Below are 19,676 nucleotides of genomic sequence, written 5' to 3'. Positions count from 1 at the left end.
CACCTTACAGATTTCATTGCATCAAAGCTTCGGGTAAGCTAAACAGACGATCAAAACGGGGAAGGGCGAATGACACTCAGAATCACAACAGTCACAATCAATCGCGACGTTCATCCGAACACGGTCTTTGTCGTGTTGCAGAATCCGGCAGGTGAGTCGGCCAAAGTGCAGATCCACTTTCAAGCCAGCGTGAACGTCAACGACTTCACACTAAAGGAACTTGAGCGGCTCGCTCACGACGAGTTAAAACGCCTCGAAGAGTGACCGGTGCTTCCCCGCTAAGTCCCGATCAGATGCAGCACGATATCGCGCGTCGACGGCTCACGCCGATGCTCGAACAGGTAAATCCCTTGCCACGTGCCGAGCACTAACGCGCTTTCTTCAACCGGAATCGACAACTGCACTTGCGTCAGCGCTGCGCGCAAATGCGCGGGCATATCGTCGAGTCCCTCGGTATCGTGTTCATAGCGATGTGCATCTTCCGGAGCGATCGCTGCGAAGTACCGCTCGATATCTCTGCGCACGGACGGGTCGGCATTCTCCTGTATCAGCAATGAAGCCGACGTATGCCGACAGAAGATCGTCAGCAATCCGACTTCGATCGCCTGCTCCGCAACGAACTCCCGCACCTGCTTCGTGATATCGACGAGTCCGCGTGTGCGCGCACGCACATGCAGATGATGAAGCGCCTGTTGCATCGAAACCTCCATTGAAATGCTGCGCCGCTCACGCGGTCTGATCTTCTCAGCATAGGGCGCGGTGTGCATTTGCAGCAATCGCAACCTCCCCACAAGTCAGCGCCTTTACTTATGCGAATCACGGGTAAACACCCACTGAAACATCAGACATCTGATGTATATTCGCTCCGTTAGCCGACTCCATGACCCGTCCATGCGCCTGTCCGTCGAACACTCGATGAGCGAGAAAATCCAGGAATCGCTGATGACGATGATCCGCGAGCGCTCGCTTAAGCCCGGTGATCAGATTCCCACTGAAATGGAGCTCTGCGATCTTTTGGGAGTGGGTCGGTCGAGTCTTCGCGAAGCCGTTGCGCAGATGATCTCGCATGGCTTGCTCTCACGTGTCCAAGGTCGCGGCACCTTCATCAGACAAATTTCGTTGAAACTGCAAGGCGGTCTCGATGATCTGATGTCTGTCACCGATATGATCCGCAGCGTCGGCGCGGTACCCTCCACCTGCCGGATTCAGATCGAGCACATCAACGCCTCCGAGAGTCTTGCCGGCAAACTGCGTCTGAATGTCGGCGACGAATGCGTACGCATCGAACGCGTGCGATGTGCGGACGACGCGATTGCCGCGTATTGCATCGACACCGTGCCGAAGGCCGTGTTCGATGCAGCCGGCGGCGATCTCGGCGAATCGCTGTTCGCGATGTTCGCGCGCACCGGTCGCCGGCTGTCGCACACGCATACGTCGATCCAGCCGACCATCCTGACGCCGCGCGATCTGCCGGAACTCGGCGACGGCTTCGGCCTGTTTCTACTGCTGGATGAAGTGGATTTCGATCAAAGCGGCGAGCCGCTTTGCTATAGCAACGACTACTACAACACGAGCATCTTCAAGTTCGACCTGGTTCGCAAGAAGCGATAAACCGACGTAACCCATTCGGGCGAAATCGCCGGCAAACCAGGCATTGCAGTTCAACCGTGGAGGAGACAGTCCATGGAATTTGAAGCAATGAGTTGTGACGAGTTATCGGCTTATCTGCGCAGTGTGCCAGGCGTCTATGCACTGTTGAACGAGCCTGCCGAACTCGATATCGCCGAAGTCGGCGATGGCAACCTGAACTACGTGTACTTCGCGAGCAACACGAAGGCGCCGGAGAAAAGCGTCGTCGTCAAGCAGGCGCCGCCGTTTCTGCGGCTGGTCGGTAAGAGCTGGCCGTTGACGCGCCATCGGATGGAGCGGGAAGTCGCCGCATTGCGGCGCTTCGGCGCGCTGTGTCCGCAGCATGTGCCGCGCGTCTATCACGCTGACAACGAGCGCTTTCTGATGGTGATGCAGCGCCTGTCGTCGCATCGCATCCTTCGACAAGGGCTGATGGACGGCGTCGTCTATCCGAAGCTCGCCGGCCATCTGTCCACTTACCTCGCCCATACGCTGTTTTTTGGCTCCGACCTGTATCTCGCGCCCGACGTGAAGAAGCAGGCGGTCAGCGCTGCGACCAACAGCGAGCTATGCAAGATCACCGAAGACCTCGTGTTTACGTATCCGTTCGAGGATCACCCATCGAATGCGTATAGCCCGGCGTTTTCGCGCGCGGAGATCGAGCGGCTATGGAGGTCGCCGGCGCTGCGCGTCGCGGTCGGCGAAATGAAGTGGTCGTTCATGAACGACGCGCAAACGCTGTTGCACGGCGATCTGCACACCGGATCGATCATGGTCAACGAGGACGAGACCTATGTGATCGATCCCGAGTTCGCGTTCTACGGACCCATGGGTTTCGATATCGGCGCAGTGCTCGCCAATCTGTTGCTCGCGTATTTCTCGCGCGACTGGCACGACCGCGATAAGCGAGCAAACGGCGAACTGCCGTATCGCGACTGGCTGCTCGAACAGGCGACGCAAATCTGGACTGGCTTTGCCGATCAGTTTGTCGCGCTGTGGCGCGAGCACGAAAGCCGCCGCAAAAGCCACTTTATCGGCGACGACCGAAGCGGGGCATGCGAGCAAGCATTCCGCACACGGTTTATGCAGCGCCTCTTCGCCGCGTCACTCGGCTTTGCGGGCTGCAAGATGATCCGGCGCATCGTCGGCATGGCGAAAGTCGCGGACGTCACGAGTATTGCCGACGATGCGCTGCGCGCCAGCGTCGAAGTACGCGCGCTGCGCTGCGCGGAACGGCTGCTCGTCGAGCGGCATGCGATTGCAGGCATTGGCGATGTTGTCGCACTGGCGCGCGAGATTCACGCGACGCGTTACGCGCAGACGTAGCGACGCATGCAAGCAACACGAATTTTTCCGTTCATCCATCCATTGGCATCGGAGCACGTATGGTTTCGCCGTCGCCTTTTATGAATCTGCCGGCCACGATTGCGTGGGACGACGACTGTCTGCGGATTCTCGATCAGACCCGCTTACCTCACGAGACGGTAGTCGAAACACTGAGCACCGCGCAGGCCGTCTGGCGCGCGATTCACGAATTGCGCGTGCGCGGCGCGCCCGCGATTGGTGTCGCCGCTGCATACGGCTTGTGCGTCGCGGTGCAGCGCGCGCGGCATCTGTCGCTCGACGCATTTCGCGGCGCATTGAAAGAGCAGGCCGTCTATCTCGACAGTGCGCGTCCGACCGCGGTCAACCTCAGTTGGAGTCTGAAGCGCATGCTGCGCGTCGCGGACCGCGCACCGGTCACCGACACACCTGCGCTGTATCGCGCATTGGTCGAAGAAGCCACGCGCATTCATCGCGAAGACGAAGCGCTATGCGAAGGCATCGGCCAGCATGGCTTACCGCTGATCACCGCCGGCTGCGGCGTGCTCACGCATTGCAATGCCGGTGCACTTGCGACCACCGGTCTGGGCACCGCCACCGCGCCGATTTACACCGCGCATCGCGAAGGAATTGCGTTTCGTGTCTATGCGGATGAAACGCGACCGCTGCTGCAAGGCGCCCGGCTCACCGCCTACGAGTTGCAACAAGCCGGCGTCGACGTCACGCTGATAACCGACAGCATGGCCGCGTCGTTGATGGCGCAACGATTGATCGACGTCGTGATCGTCGGCGCGGACCGCGTCGCCGCAAATGGCGACTTCGCTAACAAGATCGGCACGTTAGGCGTCGCGATCGCGGCGCGTTACTTCAATGTGCCGTTCTATGTCGGATGCCCATCGTCGACGCTCGATTTCCAGACGCCCAACGGCCGCGGCATTGTTATCGAGGAGCGGCGCGACGACGAAGTCACGCAGTTGGGCGGAAAGCCAATTGCGCCAGCCGGCATCAAGGTGCGCAATCCGGCGTTCGATGTGACGCCGCATGAACTGGTGACCGGCTATATCACCGAACGCGGCATTGTTCGCACGCCGTTCGATGCGAACCTCGCGGCGCTGTTTGGAGCGGCGGCGTGAGCGGCACGAGCGGTCGCGCATCCGGTGCGCGAGACCAGGAAACCGCGCTGCGCGCTGAAATCGTGTACACCGCTTGCGAAATGGAGCGTCTCGGGATCAATCAGGGCACATCGGGCAACGTTAGCGCACGCTGTCGCGACGGCCTCCTGATCACGCCAAGCGGGGTGCCCGCGAATGCACTGAGCGTGGAAGCGATCGTGTGGCTGCCTTTGGATGTCGCAGCCGACGCGCCTGTTTTCTCGGAACGCCGCCCGTCGTCCGAGTGGCGTTTTCACCGCGACATCCTGCGCGCGCGTGGCGAAGTCGGCGCGGTCGTGCACACGCATTCGAATGCGGCGACGGCGATCGCGATTCACCGCAAGGACATTCCCGCGCACCACTACATGGTGGCGGCCGCGGGCGGCAATTCGATCCGCTGCGCGCCCTACGCGACCTTCGGCAGTCAGGCGCTGTCCGACCATGCGCTCGAAGCGTTGAAGGAACGGACCGCATGTCTGCTCGCGCATCACGGTGTGATCGCCGTCGGACACGATCTGGCCAAGGCGCTGTGGCTCGCGAACGAAGTCGAAGTGCTGGCGAAGCAGTATCTGCTGGCGAGTCAGCTTGGTCCGCCGCCGCTGTTGTCCGACGAGGAAATTGCCGAAGTGGTGAAGAAGTTCAGCAGCTATGGTTTGCGCCGCGCGAGCGGCATCAACGACGGCCCCTGACGCCTGTCGCATGGCGTGCGTCGAACCCGGAGTCTTGTAGCGCGTTTCGTTTGCCGCGGTTCTAGCGCGGATTTCAAGCGGATTTCAAGCGGTTTTTGCGCAGTTCGAACGCCAGACCGGCGGTCCCGGCACGGCGTATATAACTTCAACAATGGAGACACTCATGGCCTGGAACACAGGAAGATCCGATCGCTGGACCACGTTGGGCGCGCCGATGGGCGCCATGTTGCTGTGCGCGGCTGCAGTCTTGAGCGGCTGTTCGAAGAGCGAGTCGCCGTCTTCAACCAGCACGGCTGCCAGCGACGCGGTTGCAAGTCCCGCTGCAGTGGCGAACGCCGCACCGGCCGCGTCGGGCGGCGACAGCAGCGGTGGCGGAGCCAATGCGGGCGGCGCCGGCAAGACGAAAATTGGCTTCTCCGTATCGACGCTGAACAACGCGTTCTTCGTCGGCCTGAAGCTCGGCGTCGAAGAGGGCTCGAAGACCCAGGGCTTTGTGCTGGTGCAAACCAATGCGAACGGCGACGCACAACAGCAGGTCAACGACGCGGTCAATCTGTTGAGCCAGGGTGTCAGCGCGCTCGTGTTGAACCCGATCGATTCGAAGGCGATCATCCCCGCGGTGCAAAAGGCAAACCAGATGGGCGTGCCGGTCTTCACACTCGATCGCGGCTCGGACGGCGGCAAGGTGACGTCGTTCGTCGCGTCCGATAACGTCGCGCTCGGCGCGACCGGCGCGAAGTGGATTGCCGATCAGCTGAAGGAACGCTACGGCTCGCCGAAGGGCAACGTGGTCGATCTGATCGGTCTCGTCGGGACGACCGCCGCCACCGACCGTGAAAAGGGCTTTAGCGACGAAATCGCGAAGTATCCGGATATCAAGGTCGTCGCGCGCCAGGAGGGCGGATTCGATCAGGAAAAATCGTTGAACGCGATGACCAACATCCTGCAGAAATTCCCGCAAATCGACGCGGTGTTCGGCGCGAACGACGACAACACAGTCGGTGCGGAAAAGGCGATCGACAACGCAGGCCGCTACAAGCCGCTCGGCGACAAGGAGCACATTCTCGTGATCGGCGCGGACGGCACCGCGCAGGCCTTGTCGGCGATTCGCGCCGGCAAGCAGGACGCGACGATCTCGCAGAACCCGATCCAGATGGCGGCCAAGTCGTTGAGCTTCATCTCCGACTACGAAGCGAAGAAGCAGGTGCCGGAAAACTACGCATGGCCGACGCTGCTGATCGATAAGTCGAATATCGATTCGGACGAGGTCAAGAAGTACGGGTTGTGGTCGCTGCAAGTCAGCCAGTAAGCGGCGGCGTGACGATCGCGCGTGCGCCGCGATGCAGCGCAAATGCAACGCAATACAACGCGATGCGAAGGCGCACGCGCTTCAACGCAGGACGGAACCCCTCATGAATGCCGGAACGAGTTCGCAGCATCAGACCGCCGCCCGCGCTCAGCCGCGCGCGAACGGCAAACCACCGCTGCTGCATATGGAAGGCATCGTCAAAAGCTTTCCAGGTGTGAAGGCGCTGCGTGGTGTGAGCCTCACGCTGCATGCCGCGCATGTGATGGCGATTGTCGGCGAGAACGGCGCGGGCAAGTCGTCGTTGATCAAAACGCTATCCGGCGCGTACGAGCCGGACGAAGGCTCGATCGAGATCAACGGCGTACCGCTTGCGCGCGGCACGCATGCGGCGATCGATGCGGGCGTCGCGGTGATTTATCAGGAACTGTCGCTGGTCAACGATATGACGGTGGCCGAAAACCTGTTCCTGGGCCGGATGCCGGCCAGCGGCGGTTTCCTGAACCGGCGCGCGGCGGAGCGTCGCGCGCGTGAAGCGCTCGCGCAAGTCGGGCTGGACAACGTAGCGCCGTCGATGCGTCTGGGCGATCTGCCGCTCAATAAACGGCAACTCGTCGAAGTCGCGAAGGCGCTCGCACGCGATGCACGCATCCTCGTGATGGACGAGCCGACCGCCGCGCTTCAGCACGACGATATCGCGAACCTGTATCGGGTGGTCCGGCGCTTGCGTGAGGCGGGCATGGGGATCATCTTTATTTCGCACCATCTGGAAGAGGTTTTCGAACTCGCGGACTCCGCGGTCGTGATGCGCGACGGCGCCACCGTCGACGCACGGCCGATGGCGCAATGGACCGAACAGGACCTCGTGCAGGCGATGGTCGCGCGCAATCTCGACTCGTTCTATCCGTGGGAGCCGCGCGATTACGGTCCCGTTGTGCTCGACGTACGCGACCTCGCGAGCCCGCCGGTCGTCCGGCATGCGAGCTTCAGTGTGCGCGCGGGTGAGATTGTCGGTATCGCCGGCATCGCGGGCGCTGGACGCACCGAATTACTGAAGGCGATTTTCGGTGCGCAAAAGGTCACGCAAGGCGAGATTCACGTGCACGGCCGCAAGGTCGATATCCATTCACCGGCGGCGGGCGTGCGCGCCGGCCTCGTCTATACCGCGGAAGACCGCAAGCTCGAAGGGCTCGTGCTCGATGCGAGCATCGAAGAAAACGTCGCGCTATCTAGCCTGAAGGCGCTCGCGACCGGCGGCTTCGTGCGCAGCGCGCGCAAGCGCAAGCTTGCGCAACAGGCGAGCGCCCGTTTCGCGGTGCGTGCCCCGTCGGTCACATCGATCACCGGCAACCTGTCGGGCGGCAATCAGCAGAAAGTGATTCTTGGCCGCGCGAGCGCAACCGGGCCCGCGGTGATCATGCTAGACGAACCGACGCGCGGCATCGATGTCGGCGCGAAGACCGAGATCTACGCACACATGATCGCGATGGCGCGCGCGGGCGCCGCGGTTGTGATGGTGAGTTCCGAACTGCCGGAACTGCTTGGTATGTCCGACCGCGTGCTGGTGATGTATCGCGGGCGGATCGTCACCGAACTGCCGCGCGACAACGCGGATTCGGAGACGGTGATTCAGTGGGCGACGACAGGAGTACGCGCATGAATTCGACAGCAGCAAAAGAGACCGATACACAAGCGTGGTCGAGCCGCGTGATCCGGCAATTGCGCAGCGGTATCGGGCCACTGTTCGCGGCACTGGTCATTATTTGCGTCGTGTTGTCGTTCGCCTCGCCGGAATTTCTGACGACCAGCACGCTCACCAACATCATGGTGCAGGTGTCGGTGGTCGGCATCGCGGCAGTCGGCGGCACGTTCGTGATCATCACATCCGGCATCGACCTGTCGGTCGGTTCGCTGGTGGCGTTGACCGGTATGGTCGCGGCGACGCTGATGGCCGGTTCGACGCCGGACAACATCGGCCTTGGCATCGCCGGGCTTGCGATCGCGCTCGCGGTCGGCGCGGGCGTCGGCGCGTTGAACGGTTTTGCGGTGGCGTGGCTGCGGCTCGTGCCATTCATTGTCACGCTCGCGATGATGGCGATGGCGCGCGGCCTCACGCTCGCCATCTCCGACGGCCGCACCAAGTTCGATTTTCCGAACGCGTTCACCGCGTTCGGTGCGAAATCGATCGGCGGATTGCCGATGCCGATGATCGTGATGCTCGTCGTGTTCGTGATCGGTCACATACTGTTGCGCAAGACGACCTTCGGCCATCAGGTGTTCGCGGTCGGCGGCAATCGCGAAGCCGCGCGGCTCGCCGGCATCCCGGTGCAACGCGTGATGTTCATCACCTACACGCTGGCCGGCGTGACCGCCGCGATCGCCGGCATCGTGCTCGCCGGGCGCCTGAATTCGGCGCTGCCGTCCGCCGCGAACGGGCTCGAACTGCAGGTGATCGCCGGCATCGTGATTGGCGGCACGTCGCTTGCCGGCGGGCGCGGTTCGATCGTCGGCACCTTTATCGGTGTCCTGCTGATCGGCGTGATCAACGTCGGGCTGTCGCTGCTCGGCGTGAACCCGTTCTGGACGCAATTCATTCAAGGCGGCGTGATTTTTGCCGCCGTCATGCTCGATGCGCTGAGTCAACGGCGCAAGAACTGACCCACTTTTCAGGCAGATCATCCGAGGAGACGCACGCGTGAAAAAGATCATCAACCAGCCGGACCAGTTCGTCGACGAAATCATCGAATCGTTGTTCGTCGCTCATCCGGGCTGGATCAAACCGGCCACCGCCGACCAGCGCGCACTGGTGCGCGCCGATGCGCCAAAAGCAGGGCACGTCGGCATCGTGACAGGCGGCGGCTCAGGCCATTTGCCGGGATTTCTCGGCTATGTCGGGCCGGGGCTGTGCAGCGGTGTCGCGGTCGGCAATGTGTTCTCGTCGCCGTCCGCCGAGCAGATTTTCGAAGCGACGAAGGCAGTGAATGGCGGCCCGGGCGTGCTGTACGTGTACGGCAACTACGGCGGCGATGTGCTGAACTTCGACCTCGCCGCGGATCTCGCCGAGGCCGAAGGCATCGATATCAAAACCGTCGTGCTGACCGACGATGTCGCATCGGCGCCGTCCGAGCGCGCGAGCGACCGGCGCGGCGTCGCGGGGATGGTGTTCGCGTTCAAATGCGCGGGCGCGGCAGCCGAACGCGGCGATTCGCTCGAAGATGTCGCACGCATTACCGCAAAGGCGAACGGCGCATGCCGGACGATGGGCGTCGGCTTGTCGCCGACCATCTTGCCGGCCGCGGGCAAGCCGACCTTTACGCTGCCCGACGGGCAGATGGAAATCGGTATCGGCATTCACGGCGAGCCGGGCACGCATCGCGGCGCGCTGGAAAGTGCCGATGCGATTGCGGACCGGCTGACGGGTGAAATTCTGCGCGACCTCGCGGCGCCGAACGGCGCACGCGTTGCCGTACTGATCAACGGGCTTGGTGCGACACCGCTGGAAGAGCTGTACTTGCTGTATCGCCGTACTGCGAAGGTGATCGGCGATCATGGCCTCAAGATCGCGCGCTCGTATGTCGGCGAATACGTGACGAGCCTCGAGATGGCCGGCGCATCGATCACCGTGATGCAGCTCGACGACGAGCTCGAAGCATTGCTGGCCGCGCCCGCGCGTTCGCCATTCTTTCGCGACTGGCTGCTGAGCTGATCGAGGAGACTTTCATGAGTGTTTCCAGCAACGAACTGCGCGACGTGGTCAGCCGCGCGCTCGAAGCGATGCCTGCCCATACCGACGAATTGCGCGACCTCGATGCCGCGCTCGGCGACGGCGACCTCGGCATTACGGTGCAGTCGGGTTCGAAGGCGGTGGTGGCCGCGTGGGCCGCGTTGCCGTCGAGCGCGTCGGTTGCCGATCTGCTGCTCGCCGCGGGCAAGGCGTTTTCGACCGCGAATCCGTCGACATTTGCCGCGCTGATCGGCGGCGGCCTGCTTGCGGCTGCGAAGACCGCGGCAGGCAAAGAGACCGTCGGCCGCGACGATGCGCTCGCGATCGGCCGCGCGGTGGCCGCGCGTATCGTCGAACGCGGCAAGAGCAAAGTCGGCGACAAGACGGTGCTCGATGCCCTGGTGCCGAGCCTCGATGTGCTCGAAGCATCGCAGCGCGACGGCGACGCGCACGTGCTGCTCAGCGCGATGATCGGCAAGGCGAGCGAGCAAGTCGACGCGACCGCGGCGTTGCAGTCGCAAAAGGGCCGCGCGGCATGGGTGCGGGAGCGCAGCATCGGTCATCCGGATCCCGGCGCGACCGCCTATTTGCGATTTCTCGAAGAACTGCGGGGCGCGTTCGCCGTGCATTGAGTCGACATGGCTGCATGGCGTGGCGTGCAACGGCAATCCGGAGCCTGCGATGCGGTCGTTAACCGCGCAGTGCGCTTATGAAAGGGTAAAGCGGCAGGTTCAGGTAGTTTTGATTCGGTTGTGCGAGTCACCAGGATATCAACCTATAGTGAAACAGCCGCACCCTTTGCCAGATTTTCCGCCATGTCGTCCGAAACCCTCCGCGAGCCTTCGCCACCGCCACGTGATGTCCATGCGGTGGTGCGGCTTGCCGCCGTGACGGTTGCGACAGGGGTCGGCGCGGGGCTGGGCGGCATGCTGCTCGCGCTGCTGCTGCATGCGATCCAGCACGTCGCGTACGGTTACAGCCTCGATAAGCTCGTCGATACACAAAGCTTCCTGCAAGGTGTGACCGCGGCGTCGCCGCAGCGCCGTGTCGTCGTGATGGCGTTTTGCGGCGCGATCGCGGGATTCGGCTGGTGGGCGTTGAAGCGCTTCGGTCGGCCGCTCGTCAGCATCTCGAAGACGCTGGCGTCACCCGATGCACCGATGCCTGCTCGCACCACGCTCGTGCACGCACTGCTGCAAATCGTCACGGTCGCGCTGGGCTCGCCGCTCGGACGCGAAGTCGCGCCACGCGAGGTCGGCGCGGTGATCGCGGCGTGGCTCGCGAAGCTCACGCGGCTGACGCCGGCTGACGTGCGGCGGCTGATCGCCTGCGGGGCCGGCGCCGGTCTTGCGGCTGTGTACAACGTGCCGCTAGGCGGCGGCGTGTTTGTGCTCGAAGTGCTGCTCGGCACGTTGAACGTCACGGCCGCGGCAATGGCGCTCGCCGCATCGGTGATCGCCGCGCTGATTGCGCGCATTGGTCTTGGCGACCAAGCGCAATACGTGGTGCCTGCGCTGACCGACAGCACGCGCCTGATCGTATGGGCGGTGATCGCGGGCCCGATTCTGGGCGTCGCGGGGTACGGCTTCAAGTGGCTCACGAAAAAGGCCGCTGCATCGGCGCCGCACGCAGGCTGGCAATTGCCTGTATTCAGCGTGCTGAATTTCACGGCAATCGGCGTGATCGCGATTTACTTTCCGCAATTGCTCGGCAATGGCAAGAGCGCCGCACAGCTTGGCTTCGATAGTCATCTGACGGTCGGCCTCGCCGCCGCGCTGCTGGTGTTGAAAGTCGCGATCACGACGAGCAGCCTGCGCGTCGGCGCGTACGGCGGCGTGCTGACGCCGAGCCTCGCGACCGGCGCGCTGGCCGGCATCGTGCTCGGCGGTCTGTGCGGTCTGTTCGGCATCGTTCTTCCGGGCGGCGCATGTGCATTGATCGGCGCGGCCGCGTTTCTCGCGTCGTCGATGAATATGCCGATCACCGCGGTGGTGCTGATCGCGGAGATGACGCGGTTCAGTCACGGCGTGCTGGTGCCGATCGTGCTTGCGGTCGCGGGATCGATCGCCGCGCACCGGCTGTGCAAAATGCTCGCAGGCAACCCGCCGGCACGCGATCGTACGCAGCGCGCGTCGGTATAACGGGTGCGCACGCGCCTGGAGGGCGGCACAGCGGGGGGCACAGCGGGTCGTGCGCGGCGCCCGCCGGGTACACCCATTGCTGAACCATCAGTTCCAGCCAGTCTTCCTGGAGCGCACGATGGCCACGACCCGACCCGGTACCGGCGACGACAACACGCCGCACGATCCTTCCGAAGAGTCTCCGACCGAAACATCGAAGCCGATTGGCGACGCGATTCCGACGCCCGTTGAACCCGGCCTCAATCAGCCGCTGCCTGAAAAAGAGGAGCCGCCGGCGAAGCACGACCAGCGCGACACCGACACCGACACCGACACCGACACCGACTCCACTAGTCCGGTCGGCGAATCGGACCCGCCGAAGGGCGTGCCCGCGCCCGGCCCGTCCGACTTCGCGCTACGCGATGACCTCGCCGGGAACCCGGCTTGCACCGGTGCCGGCTGATTTGAAAGATTTCTGGAGCCAACCATGCATGCGGACCCCGCAATCCGACCTGACGCAACGAACCTCGATGTCGAACTGTTCAAGCTGCCGCCTCACGACTGGGTGCCGAATAATCGAAGATTGCCGATCGTGCTGTACCGGCAGGCGCTGCAAGGCGACACGCTCATCGACGCGGACGAGCGGGCCGCCGCGTTCGAGGCGCTATTCGATGCGCACCAGTGGCCGCCGCGCTGGCGTGACAGCATTTTCGACTATCACCATTTCCATTCGACCGCGCATGAAGTGCTCGCGGTGGTCTCGGGCGAAGCGGATGTGATTATCGGCGGCCCCGGCGGACGGGTTGTGCACGTGCGTAGCGGCGACGTGATGTTGCTGCCCGCCGGCACCGGCCACTGCCTGCAGTCGGGGAGTGGCCGGTTCAGCGTGGTCGGCGCGTATCCGGCGGGTCAGCAGTGGGATATTCGACGCGATGCGCTGACGCGCGACGAGTGCGCGGCGATGGACGCGTTGCCGTTCCCGGCATCGGACCCGGTGCTCGGCGACCGCGGTCCGTTGATCGATTTCTGGATGCACGTCTGACGTCCGCATGCATCAAAAGCATTCAAACGTAATCTCGATCGATTCGTTATCGACGCCGCGCACGCCGTTCGTATGCACCGAGATCGCATGCATCCGTTTGTTCTGGTCGCGGCAGTAGGCGGATGCGTGCTTCAGCCCGGCATTGCGGATGCTGTTCCACGATGCAAAGCTGTTGCGCGCACGGCTCGTAATCATTAACGAGCCGTTCGGCCGCACCTCCACATTCGACACTGCCGTGCAGGCAGTCAGCACGCTCACACCGGCGAGCAGCAGGCGTTTCTTCATATCCCCCCCAAGGTTCGCGCATTGTGAGGGCGCAGGAAATCGGCGGCAATAGGGACAAAGGCCCAAGCACAAACTTTGACGGCGGCGAACCGGCGGCCGTGCACAGCGAGTCGGCGCAAAGCTGCGAATGTGCCGTTGGCTGTCATCATACTGGCACGCGGTCCTGCCGCGTTTCCGGCGCCGCGCGGGGCCGGTTTGGCGACGGATTGAATGGTGCTCAGGCCTGTCTCGATGGTCAGGAAACCCATATGAACAGCTTGTCGCGCGAGGTGCGGAAGCGCCCGCGCGGCGCAGCGCGAGTTAGCCGTCCCGGGCGCGCAGGCGTGCGGGCGACACGCGTCCTTGCGAAGTGAGGCGGTCGTAAGGATTCCCGGCGTAAGATCCGCCTGACCATCTCTGGCTAAACGTCCGGCGAACAATATTCGGGGGAGACCATGCTGACCCGTTTCGAGACCTACGAGCAAACCGCTTCCCGCTTCGACTGGCGAATACCGGAGCAATACAACATCGGCGTCGACGCATGCGACAAATGGGCGGACGGCAGCGGTCGCGTCGCGCTTGTATGCGAATCGCCGGATGGGCGCATCGCGCGCCATACATTCGACGAGTTGAAGCGCTGGTCGGACGGTTTCGCGCATGCGCTGCGACGCGACGGGGTGCAAAAGGGAGACCGTGTCGGCATCTTTCTGTCGCAATCGGTTGAAACGGCCATCGCGCATCTGGCCGTCTACAAGTGCGGTGCGATTGCGGTGCCGCTGTTTGCATTGTTTGGCCCCGATGCGTTGCAGTACCGTCTCGCCGATAGCGGCGCAATTGCACTGGTCACCGATCAGGCCGGGTTGCAGAAAATCCTGCCATTGCGCGATACGCTGCCTGACTTGCACGTGGTTTATCGCGTCGACACGCAAACCAGTGGGGCAGCGCGCTTGCAACAACGCGCATCAAATGCCCGGGGCGACGCGATGGCAAACGAAACGACCGCCGTTGCGACGGCGATGGTCGCTGCCGCTGCTGACGCGCGTCCTTTCTGGGCTGCGCTGAGTTCGAGCTGCCAACCTTTTGATGTGCCGTTCACGTCGGCCGACGACCCGGCCGTGATCATCTATACGTCGGGCACGACGGGCAAGCCGAAGGGCGCGTTGCATGCGCATCGGGTGCTGCTCGGGCATCTGCCTGGCGTGGAGATGTCGCAAGACTTCTTTCCTGAAGGCGCGAAACTGATGTGGACGCCCGCGGACTGGGCGTGGATTGGCGGTCTGTTCGACGTGCTGTTGCCGTCGTTGCACCACGGCGTCGCGGTGCTCGTGCGGCGCTTCGAAAAATTCGATCCGCGGGCCGCGTTCGATCTGATGCAGCGGCACGAGGTCACGCACGCGTTCTTGCCGCCGACCGCGCTGAAAATGATGCGTACCGTCGAGCATCCGCAGCGCTGGCGCTTCACGTTGCGCGCGGTCGCGAGCGGTGGCGAGTCGCTTGGCGCTGAACTGATCGAATGGGGTGAGCGCGCGCTCGGCGTGACGATCAACGAATTTTACGGGCAGACCGAGTGCAACGTCGTGCTGTCGTCCTGCGCGACGCTTTTCGCGCCACGCGCAGGTTCGATCGGCAAGCCGGCGCCTGGCCATCGGGTGGCCATCATCGACGACGCGGGCCGCCCGGTGCCTGCGGGCACGCCCGGCGATATCGCGGTGCGCGTGCCCGACCCCGTGATGTTCCTCGGCTATTGGCGCAACGACGCAGCGACCCGCGGCAAATACCGCGGCGAGTGGCTCATAACCGGCGATACCGGCGTTGCGGACGACGAAGGGTTCATCCGCTTTGTCGGCCGCGATGATGACGTGATCACCAGCGCCTCATACCGGATCGGTCCGGCGCCGATCGAAGACTGTCTGCTGCGTCATCCGGCGGTGCGCATGGCAGCCGTCGTCGGCACACCGGATCCTGAGCGGACGGAAGCGGTGACCGCGTTCATTGTGCTGAACGCCGGCTACGCACCGGACGAAACGCTGCGCGCCGACTTGCAACAGCACGTCAAGACCCGCCTCGCGGCACACGAATATCCGCGCATCATTCATTTCGTTGACGACCTGCCGCTGACTGCAACAGGGAAAGTGATCAGGCGCGAACTGCGTGAATACGCAGCGCGCGCGGCGTGCGCATTACCGCCGGACAATGTTGTTCTGTGAAGTGCGGATACTTGATTGAAGCCATACAAAGTGTCGACATATTGTGGGCATCATTTTTTCACTTGAGCTATACTCAACCCCGCGCAGCTGGTAAATTCGGCTTGTTGGGCGGAGCTCATTAAAAAGATGTAGATGTTTGCATTTTTAACTTGACTAAAGCTCAACCAGCCTCTGATTTGTTCGGGTGAGGCTAGATGACTTCAGGGACCGATAAGGATCGCAAAAAATCGTGTGCGGGAACGACACTTGACGCTACAGACCGCAAACTATTGGCGTTGTTATCGGAAGACGCACGCCTCACTTACGCCGAACTCGGCAAACGCCTGCATCTGTCCGCGCCCGCGGTGCACGAACGAGCGAAGCGTTTGCGGCAGGACGGCGTCGTCAAGGCGACGGTCGTTACGATGGATGCCGCAAAACTCGGACGGCCCCTGCTTGCATTCGTGCACGTCGATACGACCAGCTGGATGGTGACCCGCCAACTGCTGCAACTTGAAGAGCTGCCGGACATCGAGGAAATTCATACCGTCACCGGCGAAAGCGCAATGCTGTTGAAAGTGCGCACGCGAGACACGCAGAGTCTCGAACGTCTACTCGAACGTATTCATTCCATCGAAGGCTTTGCCGGCACGCGCAGTTACATTGCGTTGACCACCTATCTTGAGCGGGGCCCTAGTCCGAGCGTGTGAGCGCATATCGCGCAAGGGTTCGACAACCCCGCGTAGGGCTCGGCGATCGCAAAGCGGTGCGCTATGGGTCGATGCGTTTGAGTGACGCGGCGACCTCGTTGCGAAATTGTTGAAGGCGCCGCAGTTCATCGCCGTTCGGCGCGATCGCCTTCATGATGAGCCGGGTCACTTCGGCCGCGACGGTGGGGATGTCCGGCGCGTGATCGCTTTCGATATTGCGCCACAGGATGTGTTCCATCATGCCGAACAGCATGTCGCGCACGATCGATAAACGAATATCCGGATCGAGCTCGCCCGCCGCCTGCGCATCGCGCAGCGCAATCATGAAGCTCGCAAGGTAACGCCGTTTCAGTTCGGCGAGATCTTCGGCGAATTCGCCGTGCACCGAGCGTCCTTCACTGAGGACCAGTGCGCAGAAACCTTTGGTGTCTTGCAGCAGATAGTTCAGGTGCCGCGTCACCACATATTCGATCTTGTTGCGCAGACCTTCTTCGCGAGGAAAGCCCTCTTCCATTTGCGCGGTGATCGTGGTGTACCACGTGTACAGCAATTCCTGGCAAAGCTCACGCTTGCTGCCGAAGTAAGTGAAGATCGTGGCTTCTGAAATGTTCAGGCGGCGCGCGATTTCAGCGGTCGTGCCGCGGTCGAACCCGTGTTCGCCGAATACGACTTGAGCCGTATTCAAAATATCGACGACGCGTTGTTCCGAACGAGCGCCAAGAATCTTCGCAGCCAGTTTCGGGCTGGTGAATTTAGGCGATAGAACCACGAGCCCCCCTGAAAATCGAGATTTGATTATCACTCAGGTTCGCGGAATGCCGCAAGTCTAAAACAAAACGTTATAAGGCAATAAACATGCGCTGCCACACGAACTTCGTCATTCGTTTGACACATAGGCGACTTCCGGTGCGACTCATAAAGCGGGCTCATGGCTGCGCGGTCAGCAGATTCGCGTCTCGTGCCAACAGCCATCTCCCGTCCGCTTCCTTGCGCAGGATCGTCAGCGTATAGCCCGTGCGGCGCACCGGCTGCGTCTGGCCGGGCGGCGTGATGGTCACGTCAAGATGGTTGCGCAGGAACGCCCAGTCGCCGAGCACCTGCAGTTCTTCGATGTGGCTCGTGGCATCGATGCGCATGGAGGCCTGGCCCTGCGACGCGGTCATGAAGGCCGCTTTGCCGAACGGATTCTGGCCGGGCACCATGAACACCGCATCGTCGGCGATCAGACTCAGCACGGTGTCGAGATCGCCGGCCTTGGTAGCTGCGAGCCATGAGTCCACGAGGTGTTGGATCGCGCGTTCATCGTCGCTCATGTGTTTATCCTCAATAAGTTTGCAAGTCGCCATCGATTGTAGAGCGCACTACTCAACGCGCGTGTCTCGCGTCGATCGATGTGGACCTTACGACGGCGACGGATGCGTGGCGGATATTACACAGTGCTTGCTGAAACCTGTTGCCAACTCAACTAAGATAATCGTGTTTCTTCATACGGAGTTCCTTTGTCCAATTCGTCTTCGGAACGCCGGCGGCCGAAGCAGGCCAGAGCGTCGTTCGCACTCGACAGCATTCTCGAAGCCGCTGCGCGTACGCTCGAAGTTCATGGCAAATCAGGACTGACGACGCAGCGCGTGGCTGATACTGCGGGGTTCAGCATAGGGGCGCTGTATCAGTACTTCCCCAATAAGGAAGGGCTGATCGAGGCGCTCGCGCGGCGTGAGCTCGAGCGGCTCACCGACCTGATGACCAACGCGCTCGCCAATCCGGCGCCGTTCGGTATGGGCATCAATGCACGCCGGATGATCCGCGCGGTCGCCGCGTTTATCGCCGACCGGCCGCGCCTGTACGGCATCCTGCGCGCCGAGTGGAGCGACGCGGCATCCGGTTCGCCGATCGGCGAAGGCATGCGACGCTACTTCGATCTGATCTCGAACACGTTGCATAACGAAAGCCCCGAACTCGGCAAGCGCATTGCCGTCGACGAAGCCCGCTTCGTGCTGTTTCGCGCGATTTCCGGCGTGCTGCTCGCGACCGCGCTCGAGCGGCCCGAGTATCTCGGCACGCGCAGGTTTGAAGACGAAATGGTGCGGCTCATCCTCGGCTTTGTCGGCCACGACGTGCCAGCGGGTATCGCCGAAGGTGAAATCGCCGCCGCCGGTGACGACAACGCGGGTCGCTATGCGCCACGCGCATGACAGGTGCGCTTGCGCTGGGAGATAAGTTCTGAGGATTTCTCGCATACCGCGCAAGTCTATTGCCTGACCTTTTGTGACGATGTCATATTGTCGGTCCGGGGGCAGCCCAGCATTCCTGCCTATTCTTTTTGCTCATATAAGAAAGCTTGTCGGACGCGCCTGGCGATCGTATAGCTGTCACAAAACACGCTTGGCCGTTGCGGGGAAGGGCCATGAATCACTACCAACTAGAAACAGATATCCAGCATCTCGAACAGGTGCTTACGCATATTTCACTGAATGACCGAATTCCGCTCTCTTACTGGCGCAAGCGCGTGGATAGCCTGACGTCGGTGGCGTCCGTGCCGTCGCAACGCAGCCGGGTAAAAAAGTTGAACGAAGCATTGCGTGCGCTCGAGGTGCGTGCACAAACCTGAGCGCGTACGCCCGGCATATTGGTTATCCGAATCGTCCAACCCAATGGTGCTTCACCGGGCACGGACGCAGCGCAACTATTTCAATTGCATTCGCAAAGCTTGCAATATTTGCGGCCGCCCGCGCCGGCTCGTGCAATGCAACGATGGTCAACGTCGGACGATACCCATCAGCAGCGTCACGAGGAAGATCACGATAAAGATAAAGAACAGCACTTTCGCGATCTCCGCGGCGCCCGCCGCTATGCCACCGAAGCCAAACACGGCCGCGATGATGGCGATCACGAAGAAGATGGCAGCGTATCGGAGCATGGGTTCCTCCCATCGATGAGTGGCTGAATTGTCTGAACCGCTGGATTTCGCGACAGACGTCGCCGGGATCTTGCGGCGCGCCGTCGCCTCAAGCAGAGCAACCATTGTGCCCATCTTGTTGTCCATTCTAGTCATTTTTCCGGATATTTTTACCGAATTCTCAATCGGCAAGAAATCGCAATGCATCGATTATCGTTTGACTGCGAATTCGGGTTTAACGTTTGCGCGGCTTTACCGATAAGGCTTAATTGAATTGGCTCGTTTCACTGAGATCCTTTTGTCTGCACAAACCCCCTTTTCTTTTCCATGAAACGCGCTAAAATGCGCGCCGATTCTAGGGAATAGCGCTTCGTGAAGTCCGTTCGTTGCTGGTCTGTAGTTCGATGCCGAGATATACGCGTCGCAAAAGAAAAAACCGGTGCGGTGGAATCAGATTCAAGAAGACGCATAAACCGTCGATAAGCAGCTAATTGGGCGGACCGGTTAAAAGCAATAAGCGAACGGATATCCTTCATGTCAACGGAGATTCATACGGGGGCGGCGACGCCGCTATCACCGGCCAGGCGCCGGTTTGTCGCGGCATCACGCCGGCGCGGCGCCGGGCGCTGGCTGTTC

General features: G+C 61.9%; 22 protein-coding genes. 17 read left to right on the top strand and 5 right to left on the bottom strand.

Features of this window, described 5'->3' with window-relative positions:
• Positions 1-69 precede the first annotated feature (69 nt).
• Complete coding sequence (locus BX592_RS28480; RefSeq protein ID WP_134196630.1) at positions 70-264, top strand: hypothetical protein; 195 nt, start codon at positions 70-72, stop codon at positions 262-264.
• 14 nt (positions 265-278) lie between these two features.
• Here BX592_RS28480 and BX592_RS28475 read toward each other — a convergent pair whose 3' ends face one another.
• Positions 279-698, bottom strand: coding sequence for a secondary thiamine-phosphate synthase enzyme YjbQ (locus BX592_RS28475; RefSeq protein ID WP_134196629.1), 420 nt, complete (start codon positions 696-698; stop codon positions 279-281).
• Positions 699-915: 217 nt separating this feature from the next.
• Between BX592_RS28475 and BX592_RS28470 the strand changes: the two genes are divergently transcribed.
• The 12 genes from BX592_RS28470 to BX592_RS28415 all read left to right on the top strand — a co-directional run bounded on the left by BX592_RS28470 (position 916) and on the right by BX592_RS28415 (position 12,984).
• A complete protein-coding gene (locus tag BX592_RS28470; protein WP_243849770.1) occupies positions 916-1,611 on the top strand; it encodes a GntR family transcriptional regulator in 696 nt (231 codons plus the stop codon).
• 72 nt (positions 1,612-1,683) lie between these two features.
• Positions 1,684-2,955 (top strand): S-methyl-5-thioribose kinase, encoded by a 1,272-nt coding sequence (gene mtnK / locus BX592_RS28465; RefSeq protein WP_134196627.1) that lies wholly within the window; start codon positions 1,684-1,686, stop codon positions 2,953-2,955.
• A 59-nt stretch (positions 2,956-3,014) separates the two neighbouring features.
• Positions 3,015-4,085: an S-methyl-5-thioribose-1-phosphate isomerase gene (gene mtnA, locus BX592_RS28460; RefSeq protein ID WP_134196626.1), complete on the top strand. Its 1,071-nt coding sequence runs from the start codon at positions 3,015-3,017 to the stop codon at positions 4,083-4,085.
• A complete protein-coding gene (locus BX592_RS28455) occupies positions 4,082-4,792 on the top strand; it encodes a class II aldolase/adducin family protein (RefSeq protein WP_279589211.1) in 711 nt (236 codons plus the stop codon). Before mtnA ends, BX592_RS28455 begins: the two co-directional genes overlap by 4 nt.
• Positions 4,793-4,955: 163 nt before the next feature.
• Positions 4,956-6,101 (top strand): sugar ABC transporter substrate-binding protein, encoded by a 1,146-nt coding sequence (locus tag BX592_RS28450; protein ID WP_134196625.1) that lies wholly within the window; start codon positions 4,956-4,958, stop codon positions 6,099-6,101.
• Between the two features lie 103 nt (positions 6,102-6,204).
• On the top strand, positions 6,205-7,758 hold the full coding sequence (locus BX592_RS28445; protein ID WP_134196624.1) for a sugar ABC transporter ATP-binding protein: 1,554 nt from the start codon (positions 6,205-6,207) through the stop codon (positions 7,756-7,758).
• A complete protein-coding gene (locus tag BX592_RS28440; protein WP_134196623.1) occupies positions 7,755-8,756 on the top strand; it encodes an ABC transporter permease in 1,002 nt (333 codons plus the stop codon). Before BX592_RS28445 ends, BX592_RS28440 begins: the two co-directional genes overlap by 4 nt.
• 37 nt (positions 8,757-8,793) lie before the next feature.
• A complete protein-coding gene (locus tag BX592_RS28435) occupies positions 8,794-9,804 on the top strand; it encodes a dihydroxyacetone kinase subunit DhaK (RefSeq protein ID WP_134196622.1) in 1,011 nt (336 codons plus the stop codon).
• Positions 9,805-9,818: 14 nt separating this feature from the next.
• Positions 9,819-10,454: a DAK2 domain-containing protein gene (locus BX592_RS28430; RefSeq protein WP_134196621.1), complete on the top strand. Its 636-nt coding sequence runs from the start codon at positions 9,819-9,821 to the stop codon at positions 10,452-10,454.
• Positions 10,455-10,637: 183 nt separating this feature from the next.
• Positions 10,638-11,963 carry a chloride channel protein gene (locus tag BX592_RS28425; RefSeq protein WP_134196620.1) on the top strand — a complete coding sequence of 442 codons (1,326 nt, stop codon included), beginning with the start codon at positions 10,638-10,640 and terminating at the stop codon, positions 11,961-11,963.
• A gap of 118 nt (positions 11,964-12,081) precedes the next feature.
• The gene (locus BX592_RS28420; RefSeq protein WP_134196619.1) at positions 12,082-12,405 is read left to right on the top strand and encodes a hypothetical protein; all 324 of its coding nucleotides are present in this window, start codon (positions 12,082-12,084) and stop codon (positions 12,403-12,405) included.
• 24 nt (positions 12,406-12,429) lie between these two features.
• Entirely contained in the window at positions 12,430-12,984 is a 555-nt protein-coding gene (locus BX592_RS28415; RefSeq protein ID WP_134196618.1) for a cupin domain-containing protein, read from the top strand.
• Between the two features lie 12 nt (positions 12,985-12,996).
• Here the strand turns inward: BX592_RS28415 and BX592_RS28410 are convergent, their stop codons facing one another.
• A complete protein-coding gene (locus tag BX592_RS28410) occupies positions 12,997-13,269 on the bottom strand; it encodes a hypothetical protein (RefSeq protein ID WP_134196617.1) in 273 nt (90 codons plus the stop codon).
• A 434-nt stretch (positions 13,270-13,703) separates the two neighbouring features.
• Here BX592_RS28410 and BX592_RS28405 point away from each other — a divergent pair, with 434 nt between their 5' ends.
• Together BX592_RS28405 and BX592_RS28400 are read left to right on the top strand one after the other, a co-directional pair.
• A complete protein-coding gene (locus tag BX592_RS28405; RefSeq protein ID WP_134196616.1) occupies positions 13,704-15,455 on the top strand; it encodes an acyl-CoA synthetase in 1,752 nt (583 codons plus the stop codon).
• A gap of 194 nt (positions 15,456-15,649) precedes the next feature.
• Complete coding sequence (locus tag BX592_RS28400; protein ID WP_134196615.1) at positions 15,650-16,144, top strand: Lrp/AsnC family transcriptional regulator; 495 nt, start codon at positions 15,650-15,652, stop codon at positions 16,142-16,144.
• A 61-nt stretch (positions 16,145-16,205) separates the two neighbouring features.
• On the opposite strand, the gene BX592_RS28395 is transcribed toward BX592_RS28400, so the two are convergent.
• Both BX592_RS28395 and BX592_RS28390 read right to left on the bottom strand, forming a co-directional pair.
• Complete coding sequence (locus BX592_RS28395; protein WP_166676492.1) at positions 16,206-16,913, bottom strand: TetR/AcrR family transcriptional regulator; 708 nt, start codon at positions 16,911-16,913, stop codon at positions 16,206-16,208.
• Between the two features lie 157 nt (positions 16,914-17,070).
• The gene (locus BX592_RS28390; protein WP_134196613.1) at positions 17,071-17,457 is read right to left on the bottom strand and encodes a YybH family protein; all 387 of its coding nucleotides are present in this window, start codon (positions 17,455-17,457) and stop codon (positions 17,071-17,073) included.
• 186 nt (positions 17,458-17,643) lie between these two features.
• Here BX592_RS28390 and BX592_RS28385 point away from each other — a divergent pair, with 186 nt between their 5' ends.
• Both BX592_RS28385 and BX592_RS28380 read left to right on the top strand, forming a co-directional pair.
• The gene (locus BX592_RS28385; protein WP_134196612.1) at positions 17,644-18,336 is read left to right on the top strand and encodes a TetR/AcrR family transcriptional regulator; all 693 of its coding nucleotides are present in this window, start codon (positions 17,644-17,646) and stop codon (positions 18,334-18,336) included.
• Between the two features lie 212 nt (positions 18,337-18,548).
• The gene (locus BX592_RS28380) at positions 18,549-18,752 is read left to right on the top strand and encodes a hypothetical protein (protein WP_134196611.1); all 204 of its coding nucleotides are present in this window, start codon (positions 18,549-18,551) and stop codon (positions 18,750-18,752) included.
• A 147-nt stretch (positions 18,753-18,899) separates the two neighbouring features.
• On the opposite strand, the gene BX592_RS28375 is transcribed toward BX592_RS28380, so the two are convergent.
• On the bottom strand, positions 18,900-19,061 hold the full coding sequence (locus BX592_RS28375) for a DUF1328 domain-containing protein (protein ID WP_134196673.1): 162 nt from the start codon (positions 19,059-19,061) through the stop codon (positions 18,900-18,902).
• Positions 19,062-19,676: the final 615 nt, after the last annotated feature.

It is taken from the genome of Paraburkholderia rhizosphaerae, assembly GCF_004366595.1.
GTDB classification, from domain to species: domain Bacteria; phylum Pseudomonadota; class Gammaproteobacteria; order Burkholderiales; family Burkholderiaceae; genus Paraburkholderia; species Paraburkholderia rhizosphaerae.
This window is presented reverse-complemented; position numbering and strand designations above follow the sequence as displayed.

Coding starts and splice junctions, on each gene's coding strand:
- BX592_RS28425 (WP_134196620.1), top strand. CDS start 10,638: ATGTCGTCCGAAACCCTCCGCGAGCCTTCGCCACCGCCACGTGATGTC.
- BX592_RS28410 (WP_134196617.1), bottom strand. CDS start 13,269: ATGAAGAAACGCCTGCTGCTCGCCGGTGTGAGCGTGCTGACTGCCTGC.
- BX592_RS28390 (WP_134196613.1), bottom strand. CDS start 17,457: ATGAGCGACGATGAACGCGCGATCCAACACCTCGTGGACTCATGGCTC.
- BX592_RS28440 (WP_134196623.1), top strand. CDS start 7,755: ATGAATTCGACAGCAGCAAAAGAGACCGATACACAAGCGTGGTCGAGC.
- BX592_RS28380 (WP_134196611.1), top strand. CDS start 18,549: ATGAATCACTACCAACTAGAAACAGATATCCAGCATCTCGAACAGGTG.
- BX592_RS28480 (WP_134196630.1), top strand. CDS start 70: ATGACACTCAGAATCACAACAGTCACAATCAATCGCGACGTTCATCCG.
- BX592_RS28400 (WP_134196615.1), top strand. CDS start 15,650: ATGACTTCAGGGACCGATAAGGATCGCAAAAAATCGTGTGCGGGAACG.
- BX592_RS28470 (WP_243849770.1), top strand. CDS start 916: ATGAGCGAGAAAATCCAGGAATCGCTGATGACGATGATCCGCGAGCGC.
- BX592_RS28405 (WP_134196616.1), top strand. CDS start 13,704: ATGCTGACCCGTTTCGAGACCTACGAGCAAACCGCTTCCCGCTTCGAC.
- mtnK (WP_134196627.1), top strand. CDS start 1,684: ATGGAATTTGAAGCAATGAGTTGTGACGAGTTATCGGCTTATCTGCGC.
- BX592_RS28430 (WP_134196621.1), top strand. CDS start 9,819: ATGAGTGTTTCCAGCAACGAACTGCGCGACGTGGTCAGCCGCGCGCTC.
- BX592_RS28420 (WP_134196619.1), top strand. CDS start 12,082: ATGGCCACGACCCGACCCGGTACCGGCGACGACAACACGCCGCACGAT.
- BX592_RS28450 (WP_134196625.1), top strand. CDS start 4,956: ATGGCCTGGAACACAGGAAGATCCGATCGCTGGACCACGTTGGGCGCG.
- BX592_RS28445 (WP_134196624.1), top strand. CDS start 6,205: ATGAATGCCGGAACGAGTTCGCAGCATCAGACCGCCGCCCGCGCTCAG.
- BX592_RS28375 (WP_134196673.1), bottom strand. CDS start 19,061: ATGCTCCGATACGCTGCCATCTTCTTCGTGATCGCCATCATCGCGGCC.
- BX592_RS28415 (WP_134196618.1), top strand. CDS start 12,430: ATGCATGCGGACCCCGCAATCCGACCTGACGCAACGAACCTCGATGTC.
- mtnA (WP_134196626.1), top strand. CDS start 3,015: ATGGTTTCGCCGTCGCCTTTTATGAATCTGCCGGCCACGATTGCGTGG.
- BX592_RS28475 (WP_134196629.1), bottom strand. CDS start 698: ATGCAACAGGCGCTTCATCATCTGCATGTGCGTGCGCGCACACGCGGA.